The organism is Caproiciproducens puteiluti, from assembly GCF_052442865.1.
Classification (GTDB): domain Bacteria; phylum Bacillota; class Clostridia; order Oscillospirales; family Acutalibacteraceae; genus Caproiciproducens.
Genome location: NZ_CP194790.1, coordinates 60,105 through 75,916, shown reverse-complemented (window position 1 = coordinate 75,916; position 15,812 = coordinate 60,105). Strand labels below are relative to the sequence as shown.

15 protein-coding genes and 2 riboswitches are annotated in these 15,812 nt (G+C 53.1%); of the genes, 5 read left to right on the top strand and 10 right to left on the bottom strand.

Features of this window, described 5'->3' with window-relative positions:
- Positions 1-11: 11 nt before the first annotated feature.
- On the top strand, positions 12-2,726 hold the full coding sequence (locus ACRQU7_RS00360) for a UvrD-helicase domain-containing protein (protein WP_444642824.1): 2,715 nt from the start codon (positions 12-14) through the stop codon (positions 2,724-2,726).
- Between the two features lie 23 nt (positions 2,727-2,749).
- On the opposite strand, the gene ACRQU7_RS00355 is transcribed toward ACRQU7_RS00360, so the two are convergent.
- The 4 genes from ACRQU7_RS00355 to ACRQU7_RS00340 all read right to left on the bottom strand — a co-directional run bounded on the left by ACRQU7_RS00355 (position 2,750) and on the right by ACRQU7_RS00340 (position 7,135).
- The gene (locus tag ACRQU7_RS00355) at positions 2,750-3,502 is read right to left on the bottom strand and encodes a YaaA family protein (protein WP_444642822.1); all 753 of its coding nucleotides are present in this window, start codon (positions 3,500-3,502) and stop codon (positions 2,750-2,752) included.
- Positions 3,503-3,584: 82 nt separating this feature from the next.
- Entirely contained in the window at positions 3,585-5,072 is a 1,488-nt protein-coding gene (locus ACRQU7_RS00350; RefSeq protein WP_444642820.1) for a MutS-related protein, read from the bottom strand.
- Between the two features lie 4 nt (positions 5,073-5,076).
- Positions 5,077-6,654 carry a MutS-related protein gene (locus tag ACRQU7_RS00345; RefSeq protein ID WP_444642818.1) on the bottom strand — a complete coding sequence of 526 codons (1,578 nt, stop codon included), beginning with the start codon at positions 6,652-6,654 and terminating at the stop codon, positions 5,077-5,079.
- 22 nt (positions 6,655-6,676) lie between these two features.
- Positions 6,677-7,135 carry a redox-sensing transcriptional repressor Rex gene (locus tag ACRQU7_RS00340; protein WP_444642816.1) on the bottom strand — a complete coding sequence of 153 codons (459 nt, stop codon included), beginning with the start codon at positions 7,133-7,135 and terminating at the stop codon, positions 6,677-6,679.
- A 73-nt stretch (positions 7,136-7,208) separates the two neighbouring features.
- A riboswitch (Fluoride riboswitch) is annotated at positions 7,209-7,279 on the bottom strand.
- Positions 7,280-7,408: 129 nt separating this feature from the next.
- A riboswitch (Fluoride riboswitch) is annotated at positions 7,409-7,480 on the top strand.
- A gap of 135 nt (positions 7,481-7,615) precedes the next feature.
- On the opposite strand from ACRQU7_RS00340, the gene ACRQU7_RS00335 reads away from it, so the two are divergent.
- Genes ACRQU7_RS00335 through ACRQU7_RS00325 form a run of 3 tightly spaced genes read left to right on the top strand, consistent with a single transcriptional unit; the run spans position 7,616 to position 9,200 of the window.
- Positions 7,616-8,005: a fluoride efflux transporter FluC gene (locus ACRQU7_RS00335; RefSeq protein WP_444642814.1), complete on the top strand. Its 390-nt coding sequence runs from the start codon at positions 7,616-7,618 to the stop codon at positions 8,003-8,005.
- The gene (crcB, locus tag ACRQU7_RS00330) at positions 8,005-8,361 is read left to right on the top strand and encodes a fluoride efflux transporter CrcB (protein WP_038322330.1); all 357 of its coding nucleotides are present in this window, start codon (positions 8,005-8,007) and stop codon (positions 8,359-8,361) included. The genes ACRQU7_RS00335 and crcB overlap by 1 nt, the downstream gene beginning before the upstream one ends.
- Before the next feature lie 56 nt (positions 8,362-8,417).
- Complete coding sequence (locus ACRQU7_RS00325) at positions 8,418-9,200, top strand: universal stress protein (protein WP_444642811.1); 783 nt, start codon at positions 8,418-8,420, stop codon at positions 9,198-9,200.
- 167 nt (positions 9,201-9,367) lie between these two features.
- On the opposite strand, the gene ACRQU7_RS00320 is transcribed toward ACRQU7_RS00325, so the two are convergent.
- The 4 genes from ACRQU7_RS00320 to ACRQU7_RS00305 form a co-directional block, all read right to left on the bottom strand.
- On the bottom strand, positions 9,368-9,748 hold the full coding sequence (locus tag ACRQU7_RS00320) for a VOC family protein (RefSeq protein ID WP_141826784.1): 381 nt from the start codon (positions 9,746-9,748) through the stop codon (positions 9,368-9,370).
- 145 nt (positions 9,749-9,893) lie between these two features.
- Positions 9,894-11,669, bottom strand: a complete 1,776-nt coding sequence (locus ACRQU7_RS00315; RefSeq protein WP_444642809.1) for an oleate hydratase — start codon at positions 11,667-11,669, stop codon at positions 9,894-9,896.
- Positions 11,670-11,794: 125 nt separating this feature from the next.
- Positions 11,795-12,376, bottom strand: a complete 582-nt coding sequence (locus ACRQU7_RS00310; protein WP_444642807.1) for a TetR/AcrR family transcriptional regulator — start codon at positions 12,374-12,376, stop codon at positions 11,795-11,797.
- Positions 12,377-12,595: 219 nt separating this feature from the next.
- The gene (locus tag ACRQU7_RS00305; protein WP_444645640.1) at positions 12,596-12,772 is read right to left on the bottom strand and encodes a helix-turn-helix domain-containing protein; all 177 of its coding nucleotides are present in this window, start codon (positions 12,770-12,772) and stop codon (positions 12,596-12,598) included.
- A 277-nt stretch (positions 12,773-13,049) separates the two neighbouring features.
- On the opposite strand from ACRQU7_RS00305, the gene ACRQU7_RS00300 reads away from it, so the two are divergent.
- Positions 13,050-13,793: a GntR family transcriptional regulator gene (locus ACRQU7_RS00300; RefSeq protein ID WP_444642805.1), complete on the top strand. Its 744-nt coding sequence runs from the start codon at positions 13,050-13,052 to the stop codon at positions 13,791-13,793.
- Positions 13,794-13,885: 92 nt separating this feature from the next.
- Here the strand turns inward: ACRQU7_RS00300 and ACRQU7_RS00295 are convergent, their stop codons facing one another.
- Positions 13,886-15,010 (bottom strand): hypothetical protein, encoded by a 1,125-nt coding sequence (locus tag ACRQU7_RS00295; protein WP_444642803.1) that lies wholly within the window; start codon positions 15,008-15,010, stop codon positions 13,886-13,888.
- Between the two features lie 20 nt (positions 15,011-15,030).
- Entirely contained in the window at positions 15,031-15,801 is a 771-nt protein-coding gene (locus tag ACRQU7_RS00290; protein WP_444642801.1) for a glucose-6-phosphate isomerase family protein, read from the bottom strand.
- Positions 15,802-15,812: the final 11 nt, after the last annotated feature.

Here is a 15,812-nt window from a genome sequence, read left to right as displayed (position 1 = left end):
CCGACCCGCCCATGAACTGGCGCATCTCCGCACTGGACCGCTTCACGCTGGTTTCCAATTCGGACGCCCATTCGCCGGGGAACCTGGCGCGGGAGGCAAACCTTTTCGACACCGGCCTTTCCTACCCGGATATCTCGCGGGCGCTCCAGAACCGTGACACAAAGGAGTTTTCCGGCACGATCGAGTTTTTTCCCGAGGAAGGAAAGTACCACTACGACGGGCACCGGAACTGCGGGGTGTGTCTGAAACCCGCGGATACCCTGGCTGCTTCGGGCGTCTGCCCCGTGTGCGGCGGCAGGATCACGGTGGGGGTGCTGAATCGGGTGGAATCGCTTGCGGACAGAGAGGAGGGCTATGTCCCCCCTTCGGCCAAGCGTTTTGAAAGCCTGATCCCTCTGCGGGAAGTGATTGCGGCGTCGACCGGCTTCACGGCCGCAAGCAAGAAGGTCGGGGAAAGGTACGCCGGCCTGATCCGCAGCCTTGGCCCGGAGCTCTTTATCCTGCGCGAGGCGCAGCTGGGCGACATTGAGCTTGCGGCAGGCCCGCTGGTCGCCGAGGGCATCCGCCGGCTCCGCGGCGGGAAGGTAACCGTTCTGCCCGGATTCGACGGGGAATACGGAAAGATTAAAATTCTGAATCAGCAGGAGATCGGCCTGCTTTCCGGCCAGATCAGTCTTTTCAAGGAAAAGCGGAGCGATCCGTCTGCTCCGGAAAATACAGGAAAGCGAAAAAGCCGGGCGGACAACTCCCCGGCGGGATTGGAAGCAGAGAATGCGCCGCCCCAGAAAAAAGAGGCGGGCGCAGTTCCGGCTGCCGCTGAGGACGCCTTCAGCGGATTGAACCGGGAGCAGCGGGAGGCCGTGTCCGCTTCCGACCCCGCCGTCGCGGTGATCGCCGGACCCGGCACCGGCAAAACACGGACTCTTGTGAGCCGGATCGTCCGCCTCGTCCGCGAATGCGGCGTGTCCCCCGCACAGATTACCGCCGTCACGTTCACAAACCGGGCGGCGGAGGAAATGCGGTCCCGCCTTGCCGCGTATTTCGGGGACAGGCGGACCGTGAAAAGCATGCACATCGGGACGTTCCACTCCATCTGCCTGCAGATTCTCTCCGGAAAGAAGGGCGAGACAGCGCCCACCATCATCGACGAGCAGGACGCGCTCTCCATCCTCGCGGACCTTTTAAAGGACCTCGGGCTCAAAGCGTCCCCGCGGGATGTTTTCAGGGAAATTTCCCTGATCAAAAGCGGCGCGCGGCTGCCGGAAGAAGCTGAGGAAGTCCCGGAGGGGATTTATGACCGGTACTGTGAGCAGCTTGCGCAGTACGGCGTACTGGACTACGATGACATCCTCCTGAACACGCTGAGCCTGTTCCAAAACGGAGAACTGGGAAGCAGGGAGGAGAAAAAACTCAGAAACGCTTTTTCTTATCTTCTGGTGGATGAATTTCAGGATATCAATCCCGTCCAGTACCGCCTGATACAGGAGTGGGGGAAAAACAGTGCGGGAATTTTCGTAATCGGGGACCCCGATCAGTCCATTTACGGATTCCGGGGCTCGGACTCCCTCTGTTTTGACCGGTTCTTCGGGAATTTTTCCGGGGCGCGCCGGGTACGGCTCACGCAGAATTACCGCTCCACCCCCGAAATCATTGGCTGCTCCCGGTCCGTTCTGCCGGAAAGAGACACCGCGGAACCGTCTCTTGAGGCGCAAAGGGACAGCGGCGCCCGCGTGCGTCTTCTGGAGGCGGACGGCGAGCTGCCGGAAGCGATTTTTATTGCCAAAGAAATCAACCGCATGGTCGGCGGCATCGACATGCTCGACGCGCACGCTTCGTCCCACCCAAAAGGAAAAAGGCCCGTTTCGGAGCCGACGAGGAGCTTTTCCGATATCGCCGTACTGTACCGGACCAACCGTCAGGCGGAGCTTCTGGAGCAATGCCTCCGGAAAGAGGGCATCCCGTATCTGGTCGCCGGGCGGGATGAATTCCTTTCCGACCGCGAGGTGCGCAAAGCGGTCGCCTTTTTCCGCTTTCTGCTCGACCCGGCGGACCTGATCTCACTTCGGCTGTGCCTGAAGGAATGGGGCGTCTGCCCCGGCGGGCGGACGCAGCGGGTGCTGGAGGACTACGCCGGAACGGACAAAAGCACCGCGTCCCTTTTGGCGCTTTTGGAAACACTCCCCGCTTCCCCGGGAAATCCGCAAAAATTCTCCGAACTGCTCCGCAAATACGAGCCCCTCGTCCGCAGCGGGAAACCGCAGAAGCTGGTAGAAGCCTGGATCGACGATAACGGGCTTCAGGAGGTACGGAGCATGGAGCTGTTTCTCAACATGGCCGTTCTGCACGAAAAAATGCCCTCCCTCCTGCAGAATCTTCTGCTCGGGCGGGAAGGCGACGTGGTGCGCAGCGGCGGGAGGAGCTACTCGTCGGACGCGGTTTCGCTTATGACCCTGCACGCGTCAAAGGGGCTCGAATTCCCCGTTGTGTTTGTCAGCGGCGTAAAGGACGGAACGATCCCGCTGAAAAACCGGCGGGGTGACTGTGACCCGGACGAGGAACGCCGGCTCTTCTACGTCGGCATGACAAGGGCGCAGGACGAGCTGGTCCTGCTGACTTCCTCCTCACGCTCGCCCTTCCTCCCCGGCCTCCCCGCAGACCTTTTTTCGGAGGGGACCGCTTTTGAGCGGAAAAAAGCGCCTGCATTCGAACAGGTCTGCTTTTTCTGACGGACGGCGGCGCTTCATGTTTTTTACAGTCGGCTGCGGTCCTGAATAAAGACATAATTCCGGGCGTCCGAGCGGCCTTCCACAAAGCGGTAGCCTTCCCAGTCGAATTCCCTGAGCCCTTCCGGCTCCGTAATTCTGTGTTTGACAAGGAAGCGCGCCATCTGCCCCCGCGCTGTCCGGACGCTGGAAACCGTACCGCGTGCGCCGTCCGGCTTCTGCACCAGAAAGCGGCACGTAATCAGGGTGTCCCCCGGAAGAAGACGGGGAGCCGCCAGCCTGGTATAGTCCGCCGAAGCAAGGCTTACAACCGGCTCTCCGCTTTGAAAAAGCTGCCGGTACAGACGGTCGCCCCAAAATTCATAAAGGTCCTGCCCGTTGACCTTGAATTCCTTTTTGATTCCCAGACGGTAGGGCTGAATCCCGTCCGCCGGGCGCAGGAGCCCGTACAGGGCGCTTAAAATGCGCAGGTGCTCCTGCGCGAAGGAAAAATCCCTCAGATCAAAATCACGGGCATTCAGGTTCCGGAAAGCGGCGCCGTAATAGGACAGCAGCGCCGGCGTACCGGAGACGGCCGGGTCGAAGTGCTGGTAAAAGTCATAGAGCGTAAAGGCCCGCTCGGGATTCAAATCCAGAAGGCTTTCCAGCTCCCATGGGCTGTAATTTCGAAGGGCATCCACCAGCAGGCCGGTCTCTTTTGGAAAAAGCGGGCGGCCCGGCTTTACGCCTTCGAGAGAGAAGGGCCGGATATTTCTGGCGGGGGAAAGAACTGCAAGCATCGGGAATCCCTCCCAAATATTAGGATATCCCTATTATAGCATGGGGCCGGAGCGGACACAAATCTGCTTCCGGGATTGCCCGTCATTCCGCCTCCGGAGTAAATATTTTCCGGTACAGGTCTTCGCCGTAAGCCGTCTGAAGAGGTTCCCCCGGCATGATTTTAAAAGTACGTTCTCCGTTTTCAAGCCTTTGCGCGCTGAGAAATTGGACCTTCGGGTACCGCGGGCTGAAAAAGGCGGCCGCGAAGGTGTAAAGATGCGTCACGAAAAAGATTTCCATACCGTTGTCCGCAAGCGCCTTTGTTATCTGGCGACAGATTTCGGAGCCCTCCCGCTCATTGGTGGCGGCGAACGATTCATTGAACAGAACCAGAGCTCCGGGAGTCAGGCGGCCGGCAATCTCACTCATGCGGGCAAGCTCCTCGTCCAGCTTCCCGCTTGTCATCGTGGTATCCTCCTCTTTTTTGAAGTGCGTAAACACACCGTTCCGTATCGGCACACGGTAATTTTGCGCGCCGACGAACATCCCGCACTGCATCATAAGCTGTGCCTGCCCGATGCTTCTGAGAAAGGTGGATTTTCCTCCCTGATTGGCTCCCGTGATGATATAAAGCCGCTGATCCTCCGCATTCAGTTCGTTTCCCGTTACCCCCGAGTCCTTTAACAGGGCTAGACTGACATCGTACAGCTCCTTGTATTTCCGGCTCTCCGCTTCTAGCGGGAGCAGCTCGGGAATACAGGTCGGCATACCCACGGCCCGGAGCCTGTCGTATAAATTCAGGCAGCCGACGTAAAAGGCAAGCTCCTTTTGAAGGATAACGAAAAAGCTTTCCACGTGCTCCGCAGACTGTGCCAGCACATTGATGCTTTCATTCATCGCACGGGCGCGGCGGTTGCCGAAATCGGAAGCCCCCGCGTCGTCACGGGGCGCGAGCGTAAAAGACGGGGCAAAATGCCAGTGACGCCAAAAATGCGTTTTCTCTTTGCGCCGCATCACATAATCAATTCCCTGATTGTAATTGCCGAGCCCGGCGCTGATCAGCATCCCCTTTTCATCCTTCAGCTCATTCAGAAGCGAATGAATCTGTAAAAAATAATCGTCGCCGAGCTCCTGCCACAGCATGGAGATAAAATTTTTGAAGCCCTCGGAATGAAAATTCCTCATATCCGCATCGGTGGCATTGCGCATTTTCAGCAGCATTTCCGTGTATATTTTCAATAAATCGACTGCGCTGGAAAAATTGCTGGATAAATTCTGCCGTGTGGACAGCCACGACCAGGATTTGTGTTTCCGCTCCATTGTCTCAACCGTAATATCATAAAGCTTTCTCACTGTTTCGGGGTTGTTGATGCAGTCCTTCAGGACCTCCTGACGATAGCGGATTTCCCGGGCAGTCTGCAAAGGACAAAACAGGGCCGAACTGCACACCTCCCGAATCATCGTGTCGTCCTGTGCCATGGCCGAAAGGATGCGGGCAAATTCAAGATCGGCGATCAGCGTGTCTTTCCCAAAGCAGGGTTTTTGCTGCGGATTGAAATCCGTATCCTGATCCATCAAGTGTACTTTCAAAATTTCAGCCTCCCTTACGATGATCGTATAATCCGCCGCGCAGCCTTTCGCAGAGCCGCTCATAGGTCAGCCCGTATTTTCCCGCGATGTGCATCGCATAGGCAAGGCCGTCGGGCGGCCTGCGGGTAATCCGAAAAGTCCTTACCGCCGGGTCGTCCTCCCGGACCGAGCTCATCATGCTGACCGTTTCCTCCCCGTGTGCGGCCAGTTCATCGATAAAGGTGACGCACACGGCGGGAGCACCCAGCTTCGCAAGGGCGTCCATCATGCGGCCCCCCAGCAGCAGCGCGTCCGTCAAAGTGGTGGAGGAAAAAATCTCGTTGATGATGAGAATGCTCCGGGAGGTCGCGCGTCCGAGAAGCTCGTGAAGACGTTCGAGATCGTCCTGCAGTTTTCCGTTCTGGGTGGACAAATCCTCCTCCCGCCCAAAATGGGTGAGGATACTGTCAAAAAGGAGAATCGCCGCCTCCCTTCCCGGCACGCACAGCCCCAGGCAGGAGAGATAATGGATCTGTCCGAAGGCACGCGCAAAGGTCGTCTTCCCGCCCTGATTGGGACCGGTCACGACAATGATCCGCTCCGGTGTATTCAGCACAAAATCATTCGTCACCGGCTGCCCGGCACCTCCCATTGAGGAAGCCAAAGCCAGATCAAAACCGTCCCTGTCGTAAAGGTGTTCCGCGCTTTCGCACAATTTCGGGTAACAGAACGGAAGTCCCTTCTCACGATGCGGCCGGATATACTCCAGCCAGGAGAGGTAGAACTGAATTTCACGGGAAAACCGCGCGACGGTCGGGTCGATAAAATCCAGATACTTCGAGCAGAAATGGTCCAGATTCTCAAAAATGTCCCTGTACCATGAGGCGACCATATTCAGCACGGCCGCCTCCACATGCTGCGCGGACGGTTCTTCGGAAAGCTTGCGGCGGTAATTTGTCTCGTCCCCCTGACGGAATTTGTCGAACAGCCTGAGAATTTCCTTACTGTGATCTTCCTGCCCTTCATATTTCCGGACACGGATGACCCCGTTTTTGATCAGCATGCAGTATTCCACGGAAGAAAGCTGTTCGCGCAGTCGGCCGATCTGTTCCCGAAGCTCCGTGAACGCCTCCGTACCCGTATAGGCGGCCAGATACCACATAAAACCGCGCAGGCCGTCCGAGCAAAGCGTCCGGTCCCGCAGCCTGTCTGTCAGCCCGGCAAGCTCCGTGCAGTAGCTGTCTGCACAGTCGAGCAGACGCCCCTTAGTCAGATAATGATTTTCATAGCTGTTTTCGGACGTGAGCGATTTTTTGATGGCTTCCATGGATTGGCTGAGGCGATATACGGATTGCGAAAAGTCGGAAAAGAAACCGCGCAGCCCGTCGTCTTCCAGCTCCCGCATGACTTCCTGCCGGTAGGTAATGGTATCGCCGTCGCGAAGCGGCGTGTAGAAGAAGCCCTCGAGCCCGTATTCCTTGCTGCTGTTCAGGATCGGCCGGAAGATCTGGTCAAGATAAAGGTCCCTGAAGCAGTCCGGCGCAGCTTCCTTTCTCGGTTTTTTCCACTGCTCCTCAGCCGGAAATAAGATACTGTAAAACACATTGCACACCTCTTCCTGTTTTTCAGTGCTTTGCCGCATACTCGGCAAGACGCCGGAGCGAACCGGTCATATCCTCGTGATGCACCATTACCTGCGGCGGTGCCTTCAGCCGTACCGAGGAATAATTCCAGACCGCGACGATTCCGGCTTTTACCAGCGCGTCGCATACCGGCTGCGCACAGCTTCCGGGCGTTGTGATCACTCCGATTTTCGCGTCCAGCCGGCGGCAGATTTCATTCAGTCTATCAATAGGGTACACCGGCTTTCCGTACGCACCTTTTTTGATGATTTTCGGATCAACGTCAAACCCGGCAAGAATATCAAGGTCGTATACGGAATAGCCCGCATAGCTCATCAGCGCCTTTCCCAGTTTCCCCACACCGACGAGGACGACGGCGTCTGTTTTCCTGGACTGCCGGACGGCCTTCGGGCCGGGGACCGGATTGATTCCTTCCATGCCGCACCTTCTTTTGCTTTTCATGATGCAGAAGCCACCGCGCTGCTGCGGCCTTTTCCGGGCACCACAGCCTGATAACGACAAAAAAGCCGATGGCTTCCAAACAGAAGTCATCAGCTTTCACGCATTTCGGTATTACCGCGGGAGTACTTCATTCCCAAGGCTATTATAGAACATGCTTCTGCAAAAATCAATGGGCAATAAAATTCCGTTTAGTGGATGACGCTCCTTACATTTTTCTTCACAAGCCGCACGTAAAGGGAGAAAAGGTTGAAAAATCCGTCATAACTTGCTATAATCATAAACGGGAATGAAGTTCTCCCCTAGCTTTGCTAAAATTGCTTTTCAGCTGATGACTTCTATGGTAATCATAGAAAGTGGTCAGCTTTTTATTTTTTCCTTTCACAAAAACAGAAAAATTTACAGTTCAGGCCCTGTTTGTAAAATCAGGAATGCAAATAAGGCCTGGTCGCAGCAACTGAAATGCCAAATTTGGGGGTATCTATGAAAAAAAATATCGCTGTCGCGATCGGAGGGGCGGCCGGAACTATCCTGAGGTATGTGGTCCATCAGCTTCCGCTGCCCTTTGACGAGCTTTACCGTCCCATTCTCACGATCCTGATTAACGTAAGCGGGAGCTTTTTACTGAGCTTTCTGACCATCCTGTTTGCAAAAAAATTCCCGGTGAGCGCCGAAGTGCGCCTGGGCATCACCACGGGCCTGTTAGGAGGATATACCACGTTTTCGACCCTTTGCAAAGAAGCTGTTTTATTGGGCCTTTCCGGGGATGTTTTTCTTTCGGCGGTTTACGTTTTCGCTTCCGTCCTGCTGGGCCTTGCCGTCGCGTGGCTCGGGATCAAAACCGCAAAGCGGATGGAACGGAGGCGCGCCTGATGGATTTCGTCTTACTGAGCGTCGGCGGCGTCTGCGGCGCGATCGCCCGCTATCAGATCGGAGCCGCCTTTTCGAAAAAACAAAATCATACGTTTCCCTTCGGCACCTTTTTCATCAACCTATCGGGCGCATTCCTTCTGGGAATTTTTTGCGGGCTGGGCATCGGCGGAAATTCCTATCTGCTTCTGGGCGACGGCTTTTGCGGCGCCTTTACCACTTTTTCCACCTTTACCGTGGAAAGCGTGCAGCTCATGCAGCACGACGCCGTCAGGGAGTCCCTATTGTTTATCGTATTGTCGCTGGCAGCCGGTCTTCTTTGTTTTTTGATGGGTTACGGAACCGGGAAGCTTTTTTGAAACGAGCGGGGAGACGCCGTTTCCCCGAAAATCATTGATTTTACGGAGGTGTGGTTATGAGAAGGGTTTTACTTCCGATCGACGGAACAGCGCGGAGCCTGAAAGCGGTCGATTTGATCAAATCGCTCTATACGACGGAGGATGTGAGCATCGTACTGCTTATGGTCCGGGAAGACACGGAAACGATGTATTCGGAAGAGGAACTGCAAAAATCCAAAGCGCAGCTGAAATCGACCTTGGACGCGGTGGCCGGACAGCTGCCGGGCTATCCCGTGCGAAAGCAGGTCGTTTTCGGGCGGGCCGGCGACCAGATTCTCGAATGTGCGGAACAGGACGAAATTGATATTATCGTGATGACCAAATCCACAAAGACCGGCCTGTCCCAGAAAATCGGCTCGGTTGCAGCCTACGTCGTAAAATACGCGAAATGTATCGTCATGATTGTGCCGGAAAATATGCCCCGTGAAAAATCGGCGGGGAACGTGCTGAAATGCCGGCATATGGACGATATCGTTACGCTGAGCGGTCAGATGAGCTTCCGGTCCAGCTCCTGTCTGCTTCCGGTGCAGGCGGGAAAATGCGTGTACAGCATCACGGTGCTGGAGGGAAAGCTGCGCCTGAACCACAGCGCCTACGACCCGGACGGCGGCACATGGTCCGCCCCGCCGCGAAACGGCCAGCCGGAGCATTATGACCTGAAAAAGGGAGAGGAAAGAGAAATCCGTCTGGAAGCAGGTATTGCATTCCGTCAGCTCGACCAAATCGAGGTCGTCAACCCGAGTATGACGTCTCTGCTGAAATTTCACTATATCGCACGGTTTGAAAGCCTGGAGGAATAACCGGCGTTATAGGCCGCGTCTTATTTCTCACCTGAAATCCCAATATTTATATGTTGAAAGACCAGAAAATAAAGACAAGGCATGATACCTTGTCTTTATTTTTTAGGAAGTAGTGCAAATGGATTTTTGTCGCTGATGATGAACGGCGTTGTCGGCCCTTTGTACGGTTACGGCATATTGTTCCCGGCACAAAGGCAGAAGGGATGTCCGGAAGGGTCTATCATTGTTACAAACTCACTGCCCCCGAATTGTGACGCCGCTTTCGTCGCACCGAGAGACTGAGCATATTCAACCGCTGCCGGGACATCCGGCACCTGAAAATCGAAATGCATCTGTTTTTGCTGTTTCCCTTTTTCTTCCGGCCATATGGGTGGGACATAATGCTCTTCTTCGATAAACAAAAACACAATCCCATTTTTATTGCACAATGCAGGACGGCCAAACATTTTCCGTTTTTCCCATCCAAGCAATCTGTGGTAGAATTCGCACAGCCTTTGTTCGTCATCGCAGTCAACCATTACATTGCCCAAGCAGATTCCGTCAATCATAAGAACTCCTCCTGTATAAGTTTTTGCGGTCGCATGCCTGATAATTTATCCCTATTATAGCATATGGCAGTCCAAAGAAGGCGAAATCTCATATTGAAAATCAGGATGCCGTTGTCAGGGCGTCGGCTGGGATGTCAATCATATCTTAAACCACATGATGCTCTTTCAGAAGCTTTTCAATGTCGGTGCCCTGGGTTTTTTTCAGAAGCAGCTTCATGGCAAGCCTCTCTTTGAACCCAAGCTCCATATCGGTAATTTTCTTGCCGTCGCGCAGGTATACGGTGGAATTCAGCAGGTCCCGCACATCATACACGCTGCCCCAGACCTCCGGCACGCCGCGGTCGATGTTCAGCAGAGTATACACCGCTTCCATGCCGGTGCGGATGGAATATTCGGTGGTGAAAATGGTGTCGCGCGCGGTCTCGGCGAACTGACCGAGGAAAGCGAAATTGACGGCGCCCTTCGGAACGACCAGAGGACGGTCCCCTTTTGCCCTGGGCATGAAGAACGCGGTGATGTACGGCATCATGCAGGGAATCGTGTTGGCGCTCTTTTCGGCAAGCCCGGGGATTTCGGATTCCGGTACTCCCATATGATACAGCCACTCCATGCAGATTTCCTTGCCGGTGCATTCCCGCATGCTTTTTTTGACGTAGTTGCCGGGCTTGTCGCTGAACAGGCCGTAAGTCCAGCCCACAAGCTGCCCCTTCGGCTGGGAGCGGAACTGCGGCTGACGGTTGAACGTCCAGCTTAAAAGCCAGTTTGAATCCTTTGCCGTGACGATCCCGCCGGTGACCACCTTCCCCGAGAACGGGTCGCGCTTGCAGATTTTCTGAATATACGGAGGAATCTTGCCGTCCAGGGTGGTGACGGTGGCGCTCATCCAGTTGCTTTGTTCCGGATTATGGCAGAATTTGTCCGGATGACCGAAGGACGGGTCCTGTGCGGCGATCTTCCGCCACATATCCCAGCCGCCGCCCGCTTTGATTTCCGTGTTGAATGGGGCAGGCTCGTTCTGGCCGCCGAGGGAGGAATTCTCCACGCAGCCGCCGTTGGTGATAAAGATCAGATCGTCCTCGGTCAGATCGATATTCTCCGTCTTGCCGTCACAAAGAACGATCACGCGCTTCGCCGTTTTTTTGTCCTTCTGAATATCGAACTCCACGCTGACGACCCTGGTGCCGTAATGGAACTGCACCCCGTTGGATTCCAGATATTTGATCATGGGCAGAATCATGGACTCATACTGATTGTATTTGGTAAAACGCAACGCCGTAAAATCGGGAAGGCCGCCCACATGATGGATAAAGCGTTTGATATACAGCTTCATCTCCAGAGCGGAATGCCAGTTTTCAAAGGCGAACATCGTGCGCCAGTACATCCAGAAGTTGGATTTCAGGACCTCGTCGCTGAAATACTCGTCGATGCGCTTATTGTAAAGCTCTTCGTCGGGAGTAAAGAACAGCTCCATGATTTCTTCCGCGCCCTTATCCGAGAGCCCGAATTTTTTGTCGGTGTGCGCGTCCTCCCCGCGGTTGACCGTTGCGCGCATCAGCGAATAGTTCGGGTCCTTCTTGTTCAGCCAGTAGTACTCGTCGAGCACGCTGATTCCTTCCGTCTCAATGGACGGAATGGAACGGAACAGGTCCCACATGCATTCGAAATGGTTATCCATTTCCCGGCCGCCGCGCATGACATAACCCAGATTCTCATAGAGATATCCGTCGCAGGCTCCGCCCGGAATCGGGTCCTTCTCCAGAATGTGGACATGGCTGCCCTTCATCTGCCCGTCGCGGACAAGGAAACAGGCGGCTGCCAGCGCAGCGAGGCCGGAGCCTACAATGTAAGCGGACTTGTGATCGACGCCTTCCGGCTTAACCGGGCGTGCGAAAGCTTCATAATTCCCGCTGGAATAATACATAAAAGTTACCTCCGTTTGTTTTGGTTTCTGAAAATATTGTATCCATTCCGGCAGAAGGATTCCATAAACAGAAAACGCGCCATGATGAAAATTTCATCACGGCGCAAAAATTGTAAAAAGTTTTATCATTCCGGGCATTTTGATAAAGAAATATCCGTGCGGTAGTTGTCCAAAGCAGAGGTGATATTGCCGTGCACCAGCGAGCTGAGCCGGTCGATGATCGTCTGAGGCTCCTCTTTCATGCCGTTCTTGATCCAGTCCAGCATCAGTCCTACAAATCCGTATTTATAGAAATCCGCAATGAACTTTTTATCCTCGTCACGGACGGCCATGCCCTGCGCCTTTTCTTCGACGACGCCGATCAGAAGATCATAGGTCAGCTTGTACAGATAGATTTCCACCTGCTCCTGGCTGACGGAATGATAGACATTCAAGATAAACGGCTTGTTGGCAAGCACCGCTTCAAAAATCTGCAAAAATCCCTGCTGCCAGGTATCGTATGTCTTCTTGCCTTCCAGAGCCTTGGTCGCATCCTCCACGCACGACCATTCCACCAGATCGAAAATGTCCTTGAAATGGTAATAAAAAGTCATGCGGTTGATGCCGCAGTCCTCCGCAATGTCATTGATCGTTATCTTATCCAGCGGCTTCTGTAGCAGCAGGTTTTTCAGGGAAGCTTCCAAAGCCCGTTTTGTTGTCTGAGACATACGGAGCACCACCTTGTATCTTTCGATTTTTAAAACCCTACGATTGATATATTCTTTGCTGTTTCAGGTATAGCATACAATAAAAACCGGTGCTGCGCAAATACATCATATTAAATTGTCATGCTTATCAACGCGCCTTTCATGGAACTCCCGGATCAAATTTTAGACAATAATCGCTCCGAAATGCTGATGAAGGCGATGCAAACCCAATACGCGCCGCTATTTTTGATATTCCATCCAATCACCCGGCTGGCAGTTTAAGCAGTCACAAATTTTTTCGATAACAGCAACCGGTAAATGTTTGGCTGTATTCGTGCAGATCGCTGATATCGTCGGCGGCCTGATTCCAGTATTATCTGACAGCTGTTTTTGCGTCATTTCCCGTTTTGCTAACATAACTTTCAAAGTTATTTTCAATGGCATATCATCACATTCCTTTTGCCGTAGTGTACCACATTATAAATATAAAATCAATACGATATGCGTTATAAACATTTACTAAATTTGATAATTTTATACGAATGTAATGTTTACAAATTACGTAATTCGTAGTATACTATAATCATAGGCAAGCAGCGGGACCAGTTTCCTTTTCCCTTTATAATTTTACTATAGCGCATTAAATTATTTAATGTTATAATATAATGACAACTCAGGATAAAGGAGTCTTAACATGGCTTTTAAACTTGATAAATCCAGCCAGTCCTTTCCCCTCTATGTACAGATTGCAGAAGATCTTCAATATAAAATACTGTCCGGCCAATGGAAGGACAACGAGCAAATCCCCCCCGAGATGGAGCTGTGTCAGTTATATGATGTAAGCCGGATTACTATCCGAAAAGCCATCGATCAGTTGGTCAACCAAAAATATTTGTGCCGCGAACGCGGGAAGGGGACCTTTGTCAGACCCGAATCGGAGTCACAGAAGGATAATTCCACTCTGGTACAGAGTTTTACTTCTGAAATGAGTGAGCGGGGCAAGGCGGCAATCACCCATCAAGCGGATGTTGCGCTGATCAACGCCGACAGGAAGCTGTCTGCTTTTCTTCATCTGGACATTGGAACATCAATTTTACAGCTTAAAAGAGTCCGGGGAACCGAAGACAACCTTTTTTCCTATTTTGTAACCTGTATCCCGTATCTTTCCGGGTTTTCCCTGAATTCGAAAGATTATTACGGATCTCTGTATGAATATCTGAAGCAGTTCGGCATTGTCATGAATTCCGAGAAAGAATATATTGAAGCCATCAGTCCGCCGTCCGAAGTCCAGAAAGTATTGAATATCAGCTGCAATACACCCGTCTTAAAGCGTGTCCGCTTTACTTCCTGCATCGAAAAAAATTTTTTCGAATACACGGAATGCTTCTATATCGGAACGGAATATCGGTACTATATAGAAATGATGCGCAGGGAATAAGCGGCAGAGCGACGTGTCCGGGGAATAAGAAAGCCAGCGCCTTTTAGGCGCTGGCTTTCTTTGAGGAATGAGGAGGAACTGTCTCGATATGTTTATATTCCGGGACCTTCTTTCATAAGGCCCGCCATCTTTTGGAAAATGGCGTTGCCGTCCGCATTCCCACACCAAAGCTTTTCCAATTTCAATATGAGCTCTTCCGGGGCCAGGGGACTTTCCTGCAGTCCGTTTGCCGTCTGGATAAGCTCCTTTAAAAATACAAGTCCGTCATCGGTTGGAACCCCGAACTTTTCAGAACGGAGCAGCGGATAAACAAAACGCTCTTCCAGAGACAATTTTGGGAAAAGGTTTCTCGCTACCGTGCCGAGCTCCCGGGGAATCTCAGGATTTGCCAGACGGCGGCGGTAGCAGTCCGCCCAGTAGTCCAGCTCTTCTTTCGCAATTCCGTATTCTGCATTCAGCAGATTTTTCAGCAGCGTCAAAAACGGTGCTACGGTCGCGTTTACTCCGTCGTCACCGGCTGCTTCATACAAATATTTTTTTCCTTTTGACAGGGCAAAAAAGCTGACGGCGTCCGCATAGGAATTCATCAGGTACCTTTTTCTCGCAAAGCGGGTGCCGATGTCGTACACAGAGGTGATATACTCCATTCCCGTTTGCGGAAGCACGTTCCGGTCAACGCTGCATTCGTGGAACCGCTCCCCGGTGACAACGCCTAAATCCTCCTTTGAAGAGCAGATCCGGTCGACGATCGTGTCCGGTATCCGAATATGACGGAGCCTCTGTTCCTGCTCTGCCGTAAGGTCATTGCCCAGCAGCAGACTTTGAAAATAGGAACCCACATGCTCGATGTTTTCGCAGCAGATCACCCTTTTTTCGTCCGTGTCCACATCTTTCCAGGCCTTCAACAGGGTCGCCGCCACATATTTCAAGTTTTCCCTGCGAACGGAGGTGGTTATCGTATCGGTCTGCTTCAAAAGGGAGATCAGCTTTTCTTCTTCCCGAACACTTGATAAAGCGTCCTGAAGCGGGATCGTCCGGTATCGGTTTTCCTGTGCGTCGCTGACGTCCAGGGTATAAGACATTTTCTTTCGTATCGTTTTGAGCAGGGCCTCGTTGGTGTCCACCAGGATCACCTGATATCCGCTGTCCACCAGCATGGGGATCACCAGTCCGCGCCCCAAAGCGCCGCCCCCAAAATGTATTACAGTTTTACCCATCATTTTTCCTTTCCGGCTTTTTAAGGTTGAAAATTGTCCCAGACCGCCTGAACGGACTGCGGATTTGTGACGAAAGAAAACAGCTCCCTGTTTTCCTCGTACTGGCTGTAGATCGGCACTCCGGTCTTCAGTCCGAATTCCGGGTACCCGCGCGCTTCCCTAGTTTCCAGACGGCCGTCCGCATATTCCGGATTATGCACGAAGGCAATTTCGCCGTTCCTGACCTTCGGGAAAAAGGCCACCCCCTTGTGGGCCCGGACACCCCGGTAATCAAACCCGTAATCGCGGACGCACCATGCCCCGAAAAGCATGGCTTCCTTCACGGAAGCATTGATCGTACAGTGGGTCCATCCGGGAGGGACGATCACGACGTCGCCCGCCATGGCATGAACGGCGAAGCATCTCCCGGGATGGTCCTCCGCGGATTCCTGCATATAAATATAAGCTTCCCCGGACCAGATTTCATAGACCTCCGGGGTGGAGGCATTGCAGGACGGTGAGACTGCATGAATATGTCCCTGGCTGCGCACCGGTTCTTCGCCGACGACGCCCCCTTGAAAAATCATGGCGCCGTACAGCAGATTTCTCTGGAGCAAATCCCCCCGATCCTTTATCTTTCCCACGTCCATGGCGACCGCATAAACAACTTCCGGACCGTCTACAGAAGGGTCACTCAAGCTGGGGCGGATATCGTCCAGCTTTCTTCTTTCTATTTTGGGGCCGAACACACCGACGCCGTAGATGAATTCCAAATTCTGAAGATCCGCTTGAATGTCAAATCCTGCTTTCAAATCCCATACCT

What these genes read in the sequence shown, in the direction of transcription:
- ACRQU7_RS00360 (WP_444642824.1), top strand. Translation starts at nt 12, where the DNA reads ATGAACTGGCGCATCTCCGCACTGGACCGCTTCACGCTGGTTTCCAAT.
- ACRQU7_RS00355 (WP_444642822.1), bottom strand. Translation starts at nt 3,502, where the DNA reads ATGCTTGCAGTTCTTTCCCCCGCCAGAAATATCCGGCCCTTCTCTCTC.
- ACRQU7_RS00340 (WP_444642816.1), bottom strand. Translation starts at nt 7,135, where the DNA reads ATGAAAAGCAAAAGAAGGTGCGGCATGGAAGGAATCAATCCGGTCCCC.
- ACRQU7_RS00335 (WP_444642814.1), top strand. Translation starts at nt 7,616, where the DNA reads ATGAAAAAAAATATCGCTGTCGCGATCGGAGGGGCGGCCGGAACTATC.
- crcB (WP_038322330.1), top strand. Translation starts at nt 8,005, where the DNA reads ATGGATTTCGTCTTACTGAGCGTCGGCGGCGTCTGCGGCGCGATCGCC.
- ACRQU7_RS00325 (WP_444642811.1), top strand. Translation starts at nt 8,418, where the DNA reads ATGAGAAGGGTTTTACTTCCGATCGACGGAACAGCGCGGAGCCTGAAA.
- ACRQU7_RS00320 (WP_141826784.1), bottom strand. Translation starts at nt 9,748, where the DNA reads ATGATTGACGGAATCTGCTTGGGCAATGTAATGGTTGACTGCGATGAC.
- ACRQU7_RS00315 (WP_444642809.1), bottom strand. Translation starts at nt 11,669, where the DNA reads ATGTATTATTCCAGCGGGAATTATGAAGCTTTCGCACGCCCGGTTAAG.
- ACRQU7_RS00310 (WP_444642807.1), bottom strand. Translation starts at nt 12,376, where the DNA reads ATGTCTCAGACAACAAAACGGGCTTTGGAAGCTTCCCTGAAAAACCTG.
- ACRQU7_RS00305 (WP_444645640.1), bottom strand. Translation starts at nt 12,772, where the DNA reads ATGTTAGCAAAACGGGAAATGACGCAAAAACAGCTGTCAGATAATACT.
- ACRQU7_RS00300 (WP_444642805.1), top strand. Translation starts at nt 13,050, where the DNA reads ATGGCTTTTAAACTTGATAAATCCAGCCAGTCCTTTCCCCTCTATGTA.
- ACRQU7_RS00295 (WP_444642803.1), bottom strand. Translation starts at nt 15,010, where the DNA reads ATGGGTAAAACTGTAATACATTTTGGGGGCGGCGCTTTGGGGCGCGGA.